The sequence below is a fragment of the Sphingomonas sp. R1 genome, from assembly GCF_025960285.1.
Classification (GTDB): Bacteria; Pseudomonadota; Alphaproteobacteria; order Sphingomonadales; family Sphingomonadaceae; genus Sphingomonas.
Window position 1 is genome coordinate 962,638 of sequence record NZ_CP110111.1, and the last position, 15,761, is coordinate 978,398.

Annotated in this window: 11 protein-coding genes; 5 read left to right on the forward strand and 6 right to left on the reverse strand. The window is 67.4% G+C overall.

Annotation, left to right across the window (positions count from 1 at the left end; all coding sequences use genetic code 11):
• Positions 1–48 precede the first annotated feature (48 nt).
• Positions 49–723 carry a transcriptional repressor LexA gene (gene lexA, locus OIM94_RS04650; protein ID WP_264608935.1) on the forward strand — a complete coding sequence of 225 codons (675 nt, stop codon included), beginning with the start codon at positions 49–51 and terminating at the stop codon, positions 721–723.
• Positions 724–1,086: 363 nt separating this feature from the next.
• Positions 1,087–1,995 (forward strand): hypothetical protein, encoded by a 909-nt coding sequence (locus OIM94_RS04655; RefSeq protein WP_264608936.1) that lies wholly within the window; start codon positions 1,087–1,089, stop codon positions 1,993–1,995.
• Here the strand turns inward: OIM94_RS04655 and bla are convergent.
• Positions 1,992–2,837: a subclass B3 metallo-beta-lactamase gene (gene bla / locus OIM94_RS04660; protein ID WP_264608937.1), complete on the reverse strand. Its 846-nt coding sequence runs from the start codon at positions 2,835–2,837 to the stop codon at positions 1,992–1,994. The two genes, OIM94_RS04655 and bla, sit on opposite strands and share 4 nt — an antisense overlap.
• Positions 2,834–4,948 (reverse strand): ComEC/Rec2 family competence protein, encoded by a 2,115-nt coding sequence (locus OIM94_RS04665; RefSeq protein WP_264609832.1) that lies wholly within the window; start codon positions 4,946–4,948, stop codon positions 2,834–2,836. Before OIM94_RS04665 ends, bla begins: the two co-directional genes overlap by 4 nt.
• Before the next feature lie 79 nt (positions 4,949–5,027).
• On the opposite strand from OIM94_RS04665, the gene gltX reads away from it, so the two are divergent.
• Together gltX and OIM94_RS04675 are read left to right on the forward strand one after the other, a co-directional pair.
• Positions 5,028–6,452, forward strand: a complete 1,425-nt coding sequence (gltX, locus tag OIM94_RS04670; RefSeq protein WP_264608938.1) for a glutamate--tRNA ligase — start codon at positions 5,028–5,030, stop codon at positions 6,450–6,452.
• A gap of 27 nt (positions 6,453–6,479) precedes the next feature.
• A complete protein-coding gene (locus OIM94_RS04675) occupies positions 6,480–7,763 on the forward strand; it encodes a citrate synthase (RefSeq protein WP_264608939.1) in 1,284 nt (427 codons plus the stop codon).
• Positions 7,764–7,851: 88 nt separating this feature from the next.
• Here OIM94_RS04675 and OIM94_RS04680 read toward each other — a convergent pair whose 3' ends face one another.
• From OIM94_RS04680 to OIM94_RS04695, 4 genes are all read right to left on the reverse strand, one after another.
• Positions 7,852–9,714: an ABC transporter ATP-binding protein gene (locus OIM94_RS04680; RefSeq protein WP_264608940.1), complete on the reverse strand. Its 1,863-nt coding sequence runs from the start codon at positions 9,712–9,714 to the stop codon at positions 7,852–7,854.
• 160 nt (positions 9,715–9,874) lie between these two features.
• A complete protein-coding gene (locus tag OIM94_RS04685; RefSeq protein ID WP_264608941.1) occupies positions 9,875–11,827 on the reverse strand; it encodes a glycoside hydrolase family 97 protein in 1,953 nt (650 codons plus the stop codon).
• Positions 11,824–12,543: a GDSL-type esterase/lipase family protein gene (locus OIM94_RS04690; protein WP_264608942.1), complete on the reverse strand. Its 720-nt coding sequence runs from the start codon at positions 12,541–12,543 to the stop codon at positions 11,824–11,826. Before OIM94_RS04690 ends, OIM94_RS04685 begins: the two co-directional genes overlap by 4 nt.
• 87 nt (positions 12,544–12,630) lie before the next feature.
• Positions 12,631–13,959: an MFS transporter gene (locus tag OIM94_RS04695; RefSeq protein ID WP_264608943.1), complete on the reverse strand. Its 1,329-nt coding sequence runs from the start codon at positions 13,957–13,959 to the stop codon at positions 12,631–12,633.
• A gap of 161 nt (positions 13,960–14,120) precedes the next feature.
• Here OIM94_RS04695 and OIM94_RS04700 point away from each other — a divergent pair, with 161 nt between their 5' ends.
• Complete coding sequence (locus OIM94_RS04700) at positions 14,121–15,740, forward strand: L,D-transpeptidase family protein (protein WP_264608944.1); 1,620 nt, start codon at positions 14,121–14,123, stop codon at positions 15,738–15,740.
• The last annotated feature ends 21 nt before the right edge of the window (positions 15,741–15,761 follow it).

A 15,761-nucleotide genomic window follows, 5' to 3' on the forward strand; every position in this document is an offset into this window, starting at 1 on the left:
GGAACATTGCATAAACGTTCCCAGTCTGTTCTAGACCCGGAGGATTGGATGCTCACGCGCAAGCAGCACGAGCTGATCTGCTTCATTGCCGACCGCCTCGCCGAGACCGGCGTGTCGCCCTCGTTCGAGGAGATGAAGGAAGCGCTGGACCTCAAGTCCAAGTCGGGGGTGCACCGACTGATCAGCGCGCTGGAGGAACGCGAGTTCATCCGTCGCCTGCCCAATCGCGCACGTGCGCTGGAGGTGCTGCGCATGCCCGAGCGCGGCGAGCGCAAGACCGCGGCCAAGGCCGCAAAGCCGGTGGCGGCAGCCCCTGCCGCGTCGCCTCCGGCGCCTGCCAATGATGTGCTGGAAATTCCGCTGCACGGGCGTATCGCCGCCGGGACGCCGATCGAGGCGCTGGAAGGATCGACCATGCTTCCGGTGCCGGCCGCACTTCTAGGCGCAGGCGAGCATTACGCGCTGGAAGTTGCCGGCGACTCGATGGTCGAAGCGGGCATCCTCGACGGCGATTATGCGTTGATCCGCCGCACCGAAACGGCGCGGGACGGCGAGATCGTCGTGGCGCTGATCGACGATGCCGAGGCGACGCTCAAATATTTTCGCAAGGAGGGTGCGATGGTCCGGCTCGATCCGGCGAACCGCGACTATTCGCCGCAGCGCTATCGCCCAGATCAGGTACGGGTGCAGGGGCGGCTGGCAGGACTGCTGCGCCGCTATTGACCCCCTGGCGAGTGCGCCACGCGCTTCCGCCACATGGGTCCGAAAGGCGATCGTATCGCGTGGGGCTTTGCACTTGGCGCAAGCGTTGCGGGTAAGTCAGCGCAGTCGATTACCAGAGAAGATATGCCTGCCGGCGCAATCCCGGTCTGTGTAGAAGCCGAACGCCTGTAATCGCCGGCGTGATTTTACCGCATCGGCATCAAGGCACCGGAGCGGTGCCATCCATCCTCCATCGCGCGCCGGCCAGCGGTCGTCCGAGGGGCGTTGCGAGTGCCCGGAATTCTTCCGTCTGCCCGTACTTTGTGGCACGTTCCTGCCGAACGCGTCGGCAGGGGGCAAAGGATGCGGGTAGTATGGTGCGCAATGGTGGTAGTCGCGGCGCTGGCGGAGCCGGCACGCGCGCAGCGGGTTGATGCACCGCTTGCCGCGCCTGGCCAGTCGCAGGATCGTCCTGCTGCCACTGCCGGCGACCCGATTGTCGTGACGGGCCGCCCGCTCCCGCCCAAGGAGGAGATACGCGCACTGGCCCGTGCGATCACGCCGCCCAATCCCTCGGACGCGCCGCTGCCGCGGTTTCACGACTCGGTCTGCTTCGGCAGTGCCGGGCTTGATCGCCCAACTCTGGAGGCGATCGGCGACCGTCTGGCAGCTGATGCCGAGCAGGCGGGGCTGACGCTAGCCGGGGATGGCTGCAAACCCAACGTCATCACGTTGTTCGTCGACCATGTCGAAAGCGAGGTGGCAAAGCTGGTGCAGACAAAATGGTGGGTGTTCGGCGATCGGTCGCCGGGCGAAATCCGCAGTATCACACGCGAGAAGGGGCCGGTACGCGCCTGGAGCAACAGCGAGACCCGGAGCCGCGACGGCGATCAGATCGACTCAGGCGGCTTTCTCAAGGTCGCCACCGCGTCGCGCGTCGTCGCGTCCGTCCGGAGGGATACGCTGGCCTCCATCGTGCTGATCGAGCGCGCGGCGCTGCTGGGCAAGTCGCCACGCCAGATCGGCGATTATGTCGCGATGCGCGCGCTGGCGGGTGTGCGACCACAGCGCGTCCGTGACCGCGAGACAATCCTGACCCTGTTCGATTCCGAGACGACCGCGGTACCGGCGGAACTCACTGCGTTCGATCGCGGCTATCTCCACGGTCTCTATGCCGGTGCCGCCAACGCGTTCGCCTCGAGCACGCAGGGCACGATCGTCCGCGAGATCCTGAAGGCTAAGGGCAAGGAAGAAGCGCCCGCCGCCCGCAACGGATCGGCCGTACACCCCTAGCGCAGCGCCGCCTCGAACGCTTTCTGCGCGGCATCGACGCGCCGGCCGAGTTCGGCGGGATCGACGAACGCCTCGGCATCCCCCGCACGCTGCTTGGCGCGCTTGGCCACCAGATCGAACTGCTCGGCATGGAAACTCAGGAACACGTCGGCCTGTGTCGCCCGCAGCTTGGCGAACGTCGCGCGGAAATCGGCGGGGGCGGCGTCATACCCGTGCCCCGGCGTCAGCGGCTGGTCGGCAACGCTCAGGCTGCAGGCAAACAGCACGGTGAGGCTGTCGCCTCCCGAGGGCACCTGCATCGTGAAGCTGGTGCAGCCCTTGGTGTGCCCCGGTGTGAGGTGCGCGACCAGCGTGTTGGTGCCGAGGCGGATCTCCTCGCCGTCCTTCAGCTGCCCGTCCACCTTCACGGGCGGTGCGGCGATGGTGATGTCCGGTCGGTAGTCCGCATGCCCGGCTTCCAATGCGGGGATGTCGCCGGCGCTCGCCAGCAGCCGCGCGCCGGTGCGCCGCTTGAGTTCGGCCAACCCGCCGTCATGGTCCCAATGCGCGTGATTGATCAGCAGAATCTTCACGTCGCCCAGCTTGAAGCCCAGCGCCTCGATATTGGCGGCGATCAGCGGCGCACTTTCCGGCATGCCGCCATCGATCAGGATATGCCCCTGCGGGCTCGTGATCAGATAGGCCGAAATGCCCGCGGTGCCGACATAATGGACATTGCCGAGGATCCGGAACGGCGCCATGGGCCGGTTCCATTCGGCGCGCACCTTGGCCCAGTCGGTCCCCTGCGCCATTGCCGGGGTAGCCAGCCCAAGTGCCGAGGCCGCAAGCAGAATCCGGATCATCGTCGATCTCCCTTCGCAGGGGTGAATGGCGGCTGGACCGTGGGCGGGTCAAGCCAGGGATGGCGGCCGCCGCGTCGAACGGTGCGGACCTGCCCGGTGGCGAAGCGTATCGCGACACCGCCGGTCCGGGCGAGGGTCGGGCGGTCCAGCCGCAGCCAGCGCGGATGGCAGGCACGCGGCAGCCGTCGCTCGCTCACCACCACGTCGCTTTCCGCGCAGACCGCGACAAGGTCGCGCCACGGCAGCGGATAGGCGCTGCGCGTTGCTGCCACGCGCCAGCGGCGCCCCGCCCCCGGCACCTCCACCACGCATAGATCCAGGCTGCATCGTGCATCACGCCGATCCGCGACCAGGCCCAACGCACCCGGCTCCACGCCGCCATTTTCTCCCAGCACCCGGCGCGTGAAATCGCCCGTGCGATCGCGCAGCAATGCAACGCTCCCATCGGCCATGCGGAGTGCGACATGGCGCCCGTCCCCCGTGACGAGCACATCCGGGCCCGGCGTCGCCAGTGCCCAGAGCGCGCCGATGCACAGCGGCGCCAGCCCCGCGATCCGCACCCGCGTACGCCAAAGCCCTACCCACAGGCCGCCCAGCACCATGCAGGCAAAGGCGCCGGCCGGCATCACCGGCAGCACCGCCACGGAACCTGGCGCCGCGGCGACCAGGTGGGCGATCCACAGCAACACCGCCATGGCCTTGGCGACCAGCCACCAGAACGGCGCCCCCGCCCCTACCAGATCGGCGACCAGCGCCAGTGCCTCAAGCGGCATCACCACGAAGGTGGTGAGCGGGATCGCGGCGATATTGGCGAGCGCGCCGTACACGCCCCCCTTGTGGAAGTGAAACAGCCCGATCGGCATCAGCGCCAGTTCGACGAGGATGCCGGTGACGAGCAGCGAGCCTGCCCCCCGGGCGACCCGGCGCAGCAGTCCCTCCTCGCGCGCCTCGAACCAGCGGTGCATATGGGGGCTCTCGTGTAGCGCGACGATGGCGGCGACGGCGGTGAAGCTCAGCTGGAAACTGGGTCCGGCCAGTGCCTCGGGCCACAGGAGGAGCACGAGCATCGCGCCCGCTGCGACCAGCCGCAGGGTCAGCGCCTCGCGCCCGAGGCTCAGTGCGACCAGCACCAGCAGCGCGGCAACGCAGGACCGGATCGTCGGCACCTGGCCCCCCGTCAGCCAGGTATAGCCGATCGCGGCCAGGGCACCCGCCCCCGCCGCCACCAGCGGGAGGCGCAAATGCAGCGCCAGCCACGGGCTCAGCGCGAGCAGCCGCAGCACGACCAGCATCGCCGCGCCGGTGACCGCCGTCACGTGCAACCCGCTGACCGACAACAGGTGCGCAAGGCCTGCCCGACGCATCGCCTCACTGTCCGCTTCCGAAATCGCGCCTTCATCGCCCGTCGCCAGGGCGCTGGCGATACCGCCGGCGCTACCTGGAAGACGGGATTCGATATGGGCGGACAGGGCCGCCCGCAGGTCCCGCCCGCGATCGGGTGCCGCGTGGCGCAGGATCACCGGATCCAGCGCCTTGCCGGTCGCGCCGATACCGTCGAACCAGGCGACTCGGCGAAAATCATAGGCACCGGGGACCGCGGGACCGGGCGGCGGCACCAGGCGCGCACGCAGGGCCACGCGTGCGCCCATCACAAGGTCGGACGGAAGAGCCCCGGCGTCGACGTTAACGCGCACCCGAGGCGGCAGATCGGCGCGGGCAACCGGCGCCAGCACCAGCCGTACCAGCCCCCGCGCCGACAGGCGATCCACGCGCAGGACCGTTCCCTCGAATGCCACGGCCACCGGGCGGGCGAGGACCGGTGACGCGACCCGGTCGGCCCGCCACCATATGGATCCGCAGCCTGCCGCCAGCAGCAACCCCAGCACCGTCACCACACGGCCACTCCGCCCGGCGAGCAGTGCCCCAACCCCCGCAAGGCCAAGCGCGGTGATCCCGAAGCCCAGCCATTGCCGGGCATCACCCAGCACGAACCAGGCGGCGATGCCGGTTCCGAACGCGACGGGCAGCCATAAAGGTAATTGCCCCCGCTCCGCCTCCAGCCAGCGCTCGATCGTGCCCCGTCCCTTGGGGAATCGCCACCCCGCCCCCATTTGAAGGCCCGGAAACCCCGTGCTAGGGGCCGCGGCGGCTGAACTGGCCATCGAGACAACAGACTGGGAGCATGCGCGCTTGAGCGCAACACAAGAAACCACCCCCGCCAAGCCCGTCGTCACGCGCTTCGCCCCCTCGCCGACCGGCTTCCTCCACATCGGCGGGGCGCGCACCGCGCTGTTCAACCTGCTGTTCGCCCGCCATCACGGCGGAAAGTTTCTGCTGCGCATCGAGGATACCGATCGTGCGCGCTCCACCCAGCCGGCGATCGAGGCGATCCTCGACGGCCTGCGCTGGCTCGGTCTCGATTGGGACGGCGACGAAGTCTATCAGTTCGCCCGCGCTGCCCGCCACGCGGACGTCGCGAACGAGATGATCGCGCGCGGCGCCGCCTATCGCTGCTACCTGACCCAGGACGAACTCGCCGCAATGCGCGCCGAGGCGGAGGCCGCCAAGAAGCCGCTGCGCATCCGCTCGCCCTGGCGCGACCGGACCGACGGCGATCTCGCGACACCGCACGTCGTCCGCCTCAAGGCGCCGACCGAGGGAGCAGTGACGATCCGCGACCATGTGCAGGGCGAGGTGACCGTGCAGAATGCCGAGATCGACGATCTCGTGCTGCTGCGCTCGGACGGAACGCCCACCTACATGCTCGCCGTGGTGGTGGACGACAACGACATGGGCGTGACGCACGTGATCCGCGGCGACGACCATCTCAACAACGCCTTCCGCCAGCTGCCGATCTATCGTGCCATGGGTTGGGACGAGCCTGAATATGCGCATATCCCGCTCATCCATGGCGCGGACGGTGCCAAGCTCTCCAAGCGTCACGGCGCGCTGGGCGTAGATGCCTATCGCGACGAGCTTGGTCTGCTGCCGGAAGCGGTCTTCAACTATCTTCTGCGCCTCGGCTGGGGGCATGGCGATGACGAGATCATCAGCCGCGAGCAGGCGATCGAATGGTTCGATCTAGCGGGTGTCGGCAAGTCACCAAGCCGGTTCGATCTGAAGAAACTGGAAAACCTCAACGGCCACTACATTCGTCAAACCGACGATGCTCGCCTGGCCGACCTCGTCGCCGCGCGGCTGCCGTTCGAAGCCAGCGACTCGCAGCTGGACCTTCTGCGCCGCAGCATGGCCGCACTGAAGCCGCGTGCCGCCAATCTCCTCGAACTGGCGGACGGCGCAGGCTTTCTTTTTCGCACCCGCCCACTGGAAATGGACGAGTCCGCAGCCGCTCTGCTAGAGGGCGATGCGCGCACCCTGCTCGCCCAGTTGCACGCCGCGCTTGACGGATTGGTAACGTGGGATACGGAGGCGCTCGAAGCGGCGGTACGCACCGTCGCGGATGCTGCGGGCGTGAAGCTCGGCAATCTGGCGCAGCCGCTGCGTGCGGCGTTAACCGGCCGCCGAACTTCTCCGGGTATCTTCGACGTCCTGGCGCTGCTGGGACGCGAGGAAAGCCTCGCCCGCATCGCAGATCAGATGCGTACGCCCGCCTGAAAACGGGTCGAAGGAAAGGACGACTACATGAGCGATACCGCCAAACTGCATGTTGCGGGGAAAGACGTCGAATATCCGGTCCTTAAGGGCAGCACGGGCCCGGACGTCGTCGACATCCGCAAGCTCTATGCGCAGACCGGCGCCTTCACCTACGATCCGGGTTTCACCTCGACCGCGAGCTGCGAATCGGGCCTGACCTTCATCGACGGCGATGAAGGCGTGCTGCTCCACCGCGGCTATCCGATCGGCCAGCTGGCCGAGAATTCGAGCTTCATGGAAGTTTCGTACCTGCTGCTGAACGGCGAGCTGCCGACGCAGGACGAGCTGACCAAGTTCGAGAACACGATCACGCGCCACACCATGCTGCACGAGCAGCTGGCGACCTTCTATCGCGGCTTCCGTCGCGACGCGCACCCGATGGCCGTGATGTGCGGCGTGGCCGGCGCGTTGTCCGCCTTCTACCACGACTCGACCGACATCACCGATCCGCAGCAGCGCATGATCGCGTCGCACCGCCTGATCGCCAAGATGCCGACGATCGCGGCGATGGCGTACAAGTACAGCGTGGGCCAGCCGTTCCTCTATCCGAAGAACGACCTGAGCTACACCGGCAACTTCCTGCGCATGACCTTCGGCGTTCCGGCCGAAGAGTATGAAGTGAATCCGGTGGTGGAGAAGGCGCTCGACCGCATCTTCATCCTCCATGCCGATCACGAGCAGAATGCCTCTACCTCGACCGTGCGCCTTGCCGGTTCGTCGGGCGCCAATCCGTTCGCCTGCATCGCGGCCGGCATCGCCTGCCTGTGGGGTCCGGCGCATGGCGGCGCGAACGAAGCGGCGCTCAACATGCTGCAGGAAATCGGCCGTCCGGAGCGCATCCCCGAGTTCATCGCCCGCGCCAAGGACAAGAACGATCCGTTCCGCCTGATGGGCTTCGGCCACCGCGTGTACAAGAACTACGATCCGCGCGCGACCGTGATGCAGAAGACCGTCCGCGAAGTCTTCGCGGCGCTCAACGTTTCGGACCCCGTGTTCGAGGTTGCGCTGCAGCTCGAGGAAATGGCGCTCAAGGACGATTATTTCGTCGAGAAGAAGCTGTTCCCGAACGTCGATTTCTATTCGGGCGTGATCCTCTCGGCGATCGGCTTCCCGACGACCATGTTCACCGCACTGTTCGCCCTGGCCCGCACCGTCGGCTGGGTGGCGCAGTGGAACGAGATGATCTCGGACCCCGAGCAGAAGATCGGCCGCCCGCGCCAGCTCTACACCGGCCCGACGCAGCGCGACTACGTGCCCGTCGGCCAGCGCTGAGCCTGGTAATAGGGTCCAGGCCCGACAGAATACAAAAACGGCGCCCCGCTCCCGCGGTGGCGCCGTTTTCTTTTGAAGGTGGAGCGGATCAGCTGGCAGCCTGCCGCTCGACCAGCCGCAGCGCCGGCCGCGGGGTCAGACCGAAGATGCGGAGCGCGGTGCCGGCCACAAAACGCGGCAGCTCGCGGCGCTCCACCGGCGCGACCGGCGCGTCCAGCCCCTCGGCCTGGAGCGACCAGAGCCGCTGGAAGGCGCCCCCCGCCCGCAGGAGCGTGAGCGGCGCGCCGTCCTCGACGATCCGGCCCTGGTCGAGAACGATCACGCGGTCGAAGCCGACCACGGTCGACAGGCGATGCGCAACCGCCAGCACCGTGCGGTGCGCCATCAGCGCATCCAGCGCCTGCTGCACCTCGATCTCCGAGCCGGTATCCAGCGCCGAGGTGGCCTCATCGAGCAGCACGATCGGTGCCTTGCTGAGGAACGCCCGGGCAATGCCGATGCGCTGCCGCTGGCCGCCGGAAAGATTGGTACCGCGCTCGCCGACCACCGTGTCATAGCCCTTCGGAAGCAACGCAATGAAACCGGCACAGTGCGCAGCCTCGGCCGCGGCGCGCACTTCGGCGTCCGTCGCGTCGGGCCGGGCGAAGCGGATATTCTCAAGGATCGAGCGGTGGAACAGCAGCACCTCCTGCGGCACCACCGCAACGGCCTGGTGCAGGCTTTCCTGCGTCACCTGATCGATCGGCTGACCATCGATCCACACGCGACCACCCTGCGGATCGTGCAGGCGCTGGACCAGTTGCAGGATGGTCGACTTGCCGGCACCCGAGGAGCCGACGATGCCGATCTTCTGCCCCGGCGCGACGGTCAGCGACAGATCATGCAGCACCGGGCGCCCGGGATGGTGGCCGAAGGTCACGCCCGCGATCCGCACCTCGCCGCGGGTTGCCTTCAGCGGCGTGGCATCCGCGGCGTCTTCCAGCGCATGCGGCGCGCCGACGATCTCCAACGTCTCCCGCAGATAGCTGAACTGCTGGCTGGTATCGATCAATGCCATGGCGAGGTCGCGCGAACCGTTGAGCATGCGGAAGGTCATCGCGCTGACGACGACCACGTCGCCCGCAGTGATGCCGCCGGCGATCCAGCGCTCGACCGCCCACATCAGCGCGCCGCCGACCAGGATGACCAGTGCCACGTCGTGCAACACCCGGATCCGCTCGACGAACATCCATCCGCGCTTCTGTGCCGCCGCCTCCGTCTCGAAGAAGCCCCGCAGCCGCTCCGCTTCGCGCGCACGGGCGCCGAAGGACTTGATCGCGGCGATGTTGCCGACGAGGTCGACCATCTCCCCGCCGCTCTCGCTGGCGGCACGGGCAAAGGCCTTGTGATACTTGTCACCGCGCATGCCCAGAACAACCAGGCCGGTGCTGGCCGCGACGAAGATGCCGGTGATCGCCACCGCCATGCGCCAGTCGATCGCTAGGAAGATCAGCAGCGCGCCACCGAACGCGATCAGCGGCGGCGTTATCTCCATCAGGATGCGGTGGGTGAGCGCGGCAAACGAACCGGTCAGCGCGCCAACGCGGTGGCCGAGGCTGCCGCCACGCTGGTTCTGGAAGAAGCCGATATGGTGACCCGTGAGATAGTGGAACATGTCCAGCCGGATGCGGACGCCACTCGCAACGGTAATGTTGCACAACAACATCGCTGAGCCGCGAACCAGGCCATTTTCCAGCGCCACCAATCCGACGAATGCGGCGAGTGCGACGTAGACGGCAGTATGCGACGGCGCCGCGACCGTCATCGAATCGATCAGCAGCTTCATCGCATATTGCACGCCGACCGCGCTGGCAGCGCCGCCGACGACCAGCAGAGCGAGCAGCGCGAAGGCCAGGGGCCGCCGCGTGACATAGTGGAGCAGGAACCGAGCCGGACTCTTCAGAAACGGCATGGCATTCCCCTTCGGGGTTTCCGGGCGCTGCATTGCAACAAACATGCGACCGAAAAGACCCGTCAGGTCATGAACCCACTGTTAACTTCCGCGAAACGACCGACGAGCAGAACCCGTCCCGCGGCGAATTGCGGCAGAATCTGGGCGATCTTGCCCCGACTCAGCGCGCCTCCACGATGGCCGCGGCACCGCCCGTGGCGGCCAGATGCAGCGTCAGCCGATCCTGTGGGCCGACCTGCTGCGTCTCGAATTGCACCGCATCGGGGACCGCCCCATCGCTCCAGACCCGCGCCACCCCGCCGCGGGGACCCAGAAAGGCGAGCGGGATGGACACGGTGCGCGCCATCTCGTTGTTCATCGCGCCGAGGTACCAGCGCTTTCCCTTCCGCCGCACCAGCACGATGTACTGACCGGTCTCACCGGCAAGGAAGCGCGTCTCGTCCCAGCTTGCCGGCACGGCCTTGATGAAGTCGAACCCCGCGGGGCTTGCGGCATAGGTGTCGGGGCTGTCCGCCACCGCCGCCAGCGGCGACAGATAGACGACGTACATCGCCAGCCCATGCGCCCGCGTCGTCTGCACGAGGGGCAGGTCGTTGCGGATCTGGAAATCGCCGGGCGCGACATTGCGGAAGCCGCCTGGCGTATAATCCATCGGCCCCAGCAGCCCGCGCGTATAGGCGAGCATGACATTGTTGCCGGCGGTCGCCCGCCGGCTCCACTTGTTATACTCGGCGCCCATCACGCCTTCCTGCGTCACGAAATTAGGCCAGGTGCGCGTGAGGCCGCGCGGCGGGAAGGCCCCGTGCAGGTCGACCATCAGATGATGTCGCGCCGCAGCCCCCAGCAGCTTCTGGTACCAGTTGACCATCCACTGGTCGTCGCGGTCCATGAAGTCGATCTTGATGCCGGCGATACCGAGCTTCTCGTAGAGCGCGAGCGCGTCTTCCATCTGCTCGTCGAGCGCCTGCCAGTGCGCCCACAGCCATAACCGCACCCCTTTCGAGCGGGCATAGTCGGCGACCTCCTGCAAGTTGATCGCATCGGCCCATCTGGTGACGTCCACGCCCGGCCGGCGTACCCCGCCGCCGCCGGCGCCGGCATACCAGCCCTCGTCGATCATCGTGTAGGGGAAGCCGTTCTCGGCGGCGAAGTCGATGAACGCCTTGGCGACCGACGTCGTCGTCCGCTGACCCGGCAGTTTGGCGATCACCGGGCCGTTCCACCAGTCCCAGCTGGTGAGGCCGGGCTTGATCCAGCTGGTATCCTCGATCCGGCTCGGGGTGGAAAGGTTCGTCAGCAGGGTCGATTCGTGCAGCTCGCCGAGCTGGTCGGCGAGCATGACCACCCGCCACGGCGTCACGATCGGGCTGCCGACCCGCGTGTGCACCGCGATCCGCGGATCGTCGAGCGAGGGGGAGAGCTTGATCTGCAATCCCGGCCCGCCATCGCCCCGGCCGGTCAGGTACATGCCGGCAAAGTCGATCAGGTCTGCCTCGGCCAGTGCGAAGGCGCCCTTCCCGGTCTCGCAGGCAAAGGGCAGGTCGAACAGATTGTGGTCACGCAGCCTTGTCGTGTCGACGGGATCGAACTCGCCCTCGTGGCTGGAGCCGAAATGGCCGACATTGAAGCCCCAGCATTTCCATGCCTGCGGGAAATAGAAGCCCGTGCGCTCGTAGCGGACGATGGCCGCTGCGGTGGCTGCCTGCACGGGCACCACGGTGCGAAAGGCGACGCCGTCATCATAGGCGCGCAGGACCAGGTCCATCCGCCGCCGGGCGCCGCCCCGCTCCTGCAGGTGGACGGTCAGCTGATTATAATGGTCTCGGCCTACGTCCGACGTGCCGAGCACGATCTTGTAGCGCGTGTCGGCGCTCGTCGCCTCGCTGCCGGTGATCGCCATGCCGAAGCCCAGCGCGTCGCGATCCAGGTCCAGCGCGATCGGCGACGGCGCCAGCACCATCTCGCCGCGCCGCTGGACGAGGTAATTGGGCGTGCCCTGCCGATCGAGCGCCACGACGATGCGGTTGGTGCCGTCCGGCGATACTGCCTCCAGCGTCTGCGCGGCAGCCGGCGCCGCCATCAGCAGCGCCGCCGATCCGAGCATCGCCTTCATGCGCGGTGCGCCTTCAGGATCGGCGCGATCACCGCCGCCATCGCATCATAGCCGGCTTCGGTCGGATGCACGCCGTCATAGGCGAGACCCGGCTTCATCGCGCCATTGGCGTCACCGAGGGCCGGGGTGTAATCCACCCAGGTCAGCCGCTCCGCCTTGGCATGAGCCTGCAGCCAGGCGTTGATCTCACGGATCGGCCCGACGACGTCGAGGCCGGGCCGCCACGGAAAATGATCCGCCGGCGGCACCGAGGCGAGGATCACGCCGATGCCGTTCGCCCGGGTGATCTGCGTCATCATCCGGAAATTGTCGTAGCTCTGCGCGCGCGTCATCTTGCCGGTGTTGCCGGCAATGTCGTTGGTGCCCGCCATGATGTGGACGAAGCGGGGCTTGAGATGCACCACGTCGGCCATCATCCGCAGCACCATCTGCGGCGTGGTCTGACCGCCGATGCCGCGGCCCACCCGACCGGGGGTGAAGAATCCCGGCCGCTTGCTCTTCCACCCTTCGGTGATCGAATCGCCCAGGAAGACGATGTTCACCTTTTCCCCCGACGCAAGGATGCGGGCATTGTCGGCGGCGTAGCGGCTGAGTTCGGGAAAATCCTCGTGCAACAGCCGTTCCTTGCGCTGCTCCCAGGTCTCCTGCGTCTGTGCATGGGCGGCAACGGGCAGCATCAGCGCCCCGGCGAGCAGCGAACGGCGGCGAACGGACATCACGGACTCTCCCCGGGGAATTTCAGTTCGTAGGGGCCGAGCGTGGCGTACCGCATTCGCAGCGTCAAACCCGCTCGGCCTCTGCCTTCAATGGATCGAAGCGCCACCGCTCGCGCGCACCGGACGCGCACGGCCTGCCGCGACGGCGAAGCCGCACAGCACCACATAGCACAGCGCCGGCACGATCAGCGCGAAGGCATAGCCGTGCAGGTCCGCTACCTTGCCGACCAGCAGCGGCAGCACCGCGCCGCCCACGATCGCGGTGCAGAGCAGGCCCGAGGTCGCCTCTTCACTCGCTGCCGAACGCTCGAGCGTGAGGGTGAAAATCACCGGGAACATGATCGAGTTGAACAGACCGATCGCCAGCGCGACGAAGCCTGCAGACACACCGCCGACGGCCACGACATAGAGGCACATCGCCGCTGCGATCACGGTGAACAGCGCCAGCAGCTTGTCGGCGCGAATGCGGGTAAGCAGCAGCGAGCCGAGCGCGCGGCCGACCATCGCGCCGCCCCAATAGAAGGCAACGGCCTTGCCGGCTTCCTGCAGCGACACCCCGTGGACGCCGTCGCTGCCCATCAGCGTACCGAGCAACGGCACGCCGAACGGCGCGTCCGACTGGCCCCACACGCTATTGTCGTTGAGGAACAGCGCCATCTGCGTGCCGATCGACACTTCGGCGCCGACATAGAGGAAGATGCCGAGCGCGCCGAACAGCGCCCAGCGCGAGGAGAAGGCACCAAGCAGGCCCGATGCCACTGCCTGCTTCGGCGCGGCGTCCCCCACCACGCGGCGGCTAAGGAAGAAGAACACGGCGAGCGCAAGGATCAGGCCGCAGATCCACAGATAGGCGGTATCGATCCCCGCCAGCGCCTCGGCACGAACGCCGGCATCGACCACCGCGCCCGACTTCACTTCGACGCCCTTGAGGAACAGGTGTGCGCCGAGCAGCGGACCGAGGAAGGTACCGAAGGAGTTGAACGTCTGGCTCAGCACCAGTCGGAAATGGCTACCCTTCGGGTCGCCCAGCGCCGCCGCCAGCGGATTTGCCGCCACCTGCAGCACGGTGATGCCGCTTGCCAGCACGAACAGGCCGAGCAGCACCAGCCAATAGTTTGCGAGGTTGGCGGCCGTCAGCATGATCAGGCACGCGACCGCCATGGTGCACAGGGCGAGCAGGATCGACGGCACCGCCTTCAGACGCGAGACCAGCGCGGCGGCGGGCAGCGACACCAGGAAATAGGCGAAAAAGAAGGCAAAGGCGCTTGCCTGGGCCTGCAGGTTGGTCAGCGTGAAGATGCCCTTCACCGCCGCCACCAGCGGATCGACCAGTGAGGTGATGAACCCCCAGGCAAAGAACAGCGTTGTTACCGCGGCGAATGCCAGCGTGGTTTGTGTCGAACGTGCGGTGCTCAAGCGATCCCCTCCTGCCTGTAGCGCTTCAATCGGGGGGGACGCTTCCCGACAACGTTGGCAAAAGTCAAGCAAGGGGCGGGGTTTTCGCACTCGCATCCAAGGGCATGGCTCGCCTATAGGCGGTAGCGTTGGTAAACGACGCGACGAGTGGAGTATTGCGCGTGGACGAAGTGAAGAAGGCGATGCGGATGAAAGTGCTGGGCAGCGGAGGCTTGGCGGCGTTGGCGCTCGCCGGTTCGATCGCAACGCCGGCCGCAGCGCAGTTCCGGCTGATTCCCGCGCCCAAGCAAACGCCGTCCGCCACCCAGACCGCCAAGCCGGCGCAGACGCAGACCCCCGCGCCACGCGCGCCGCAGGGTCAGTCCCCGGCCGCGGCGCCCGTATCGAAGCAGGCAGTTCCCGCTGCGCCGTCGCAGCCACAGGTTACCGCGCCGCCGGTGGTGGCGCCCGTACTGCCGCTGCCGACGCTAACGCCCAAACAGATGGCCGAGCTGCGCCAGTTGCTGCCCGAGGCGAGCCTCGCCCAGGGCCTGCGGCGGATGACCAGTAGCGTCACCCTGCCCAACGACAGCGACGGCCTGGTCCGCGCGGCGCTCGATTATGCGCGGGCGGTCCATTCGGGCCGTCTCGACAGCAGCGACTTCATCAACGACTGGGGTCTCCGCCCGGCCGCCTATGATCCGCTCCCCGACTTCGTCGATGCGGTGAAGCGGGATCGCATCGCCGCATGGATGCGCGCGCTGCCACCGCCCTATGCCGGATATGACGGCCTCGAAAAGGGGCTGGTCGCCTATCGCAAGATCCTGACCGGCGGCGGCTGGCAGAAACTCGCCCCCGGCCCGGACCTCGCCAAGGGCGCGAGCGGCGCCCGCGTCCGCGCGCTCCGCAAGCGGCTGTCGGTCGAGGACCGGCAGGTTTCCGCGACCGGCGACCTGTTCGATCAGGAACTGCAGGACGCGGTCCTGCGCGCCCAGCGCCGCTACGGCCTGCGCCCGACTGGCATCGTCTCCACCGGTACCCTCGCCGCGCTCAACGTGCCCGTCGACGATCGCGTGCGCCAGATCATGGCGAATATGGAGCGCTGGCGCTGGCTGCCCGAACAGCTGCCGGCCAAGCGAATCCAGGTGAACATCGCGGCGGCCGTGATGACCGTGTTCGAAGGCGACAGCCCGATCGCGTCGATGAAGGCGGTTACCGGCCGTCCGGGCAACGAAACCCCGATGCTGCAGTCACGCATCCACTCGATCGTGCTCAATCCGCCCTGGAACGTGCCGAGCGGCATCGCGGCCAAAGAGCTGTGGCCCAAGGGCGAGGCCTATCTGAAGGCGCATGGCTATCGGATCATCGGCACCGGTCCGGATCGTCGCCTGCAGCAGGAATCGGGCGCGAAGAGCGCGCTTGGTCGCTACAAGTTCGACTTCGACAACCCCTATGCCGTCTATCTGCACGACACGCCGGTACAGTCGGGCTTCAACAGCTACAGCCGGCTGGACAGCCATGGCTGCGTGCGCCTGGAAAAGCCGGGCCCACTCGCCGAATTGCTGCTGAAGAACGATCCGAACTGGCAGCCGGACGCGATCGCCGCCCAGCTGGAAGGCACCAAGACGGTGCGGGTGCGCCTGCCGGAGACCGAACAGGTCGCGGTATACCTGCTGTACTGGACCGCGTTCGCCGGATCGGACGGCATGATGAGCTTCCGCGACGATCCCTATAGCTGGGACAAGCTGCTCGCCGAGAAGATCGAAGCGCGCGCCGCCGTCAGCGCGTCCAGCGCCTCCTGACCCCCTATCGGAAGGATATCC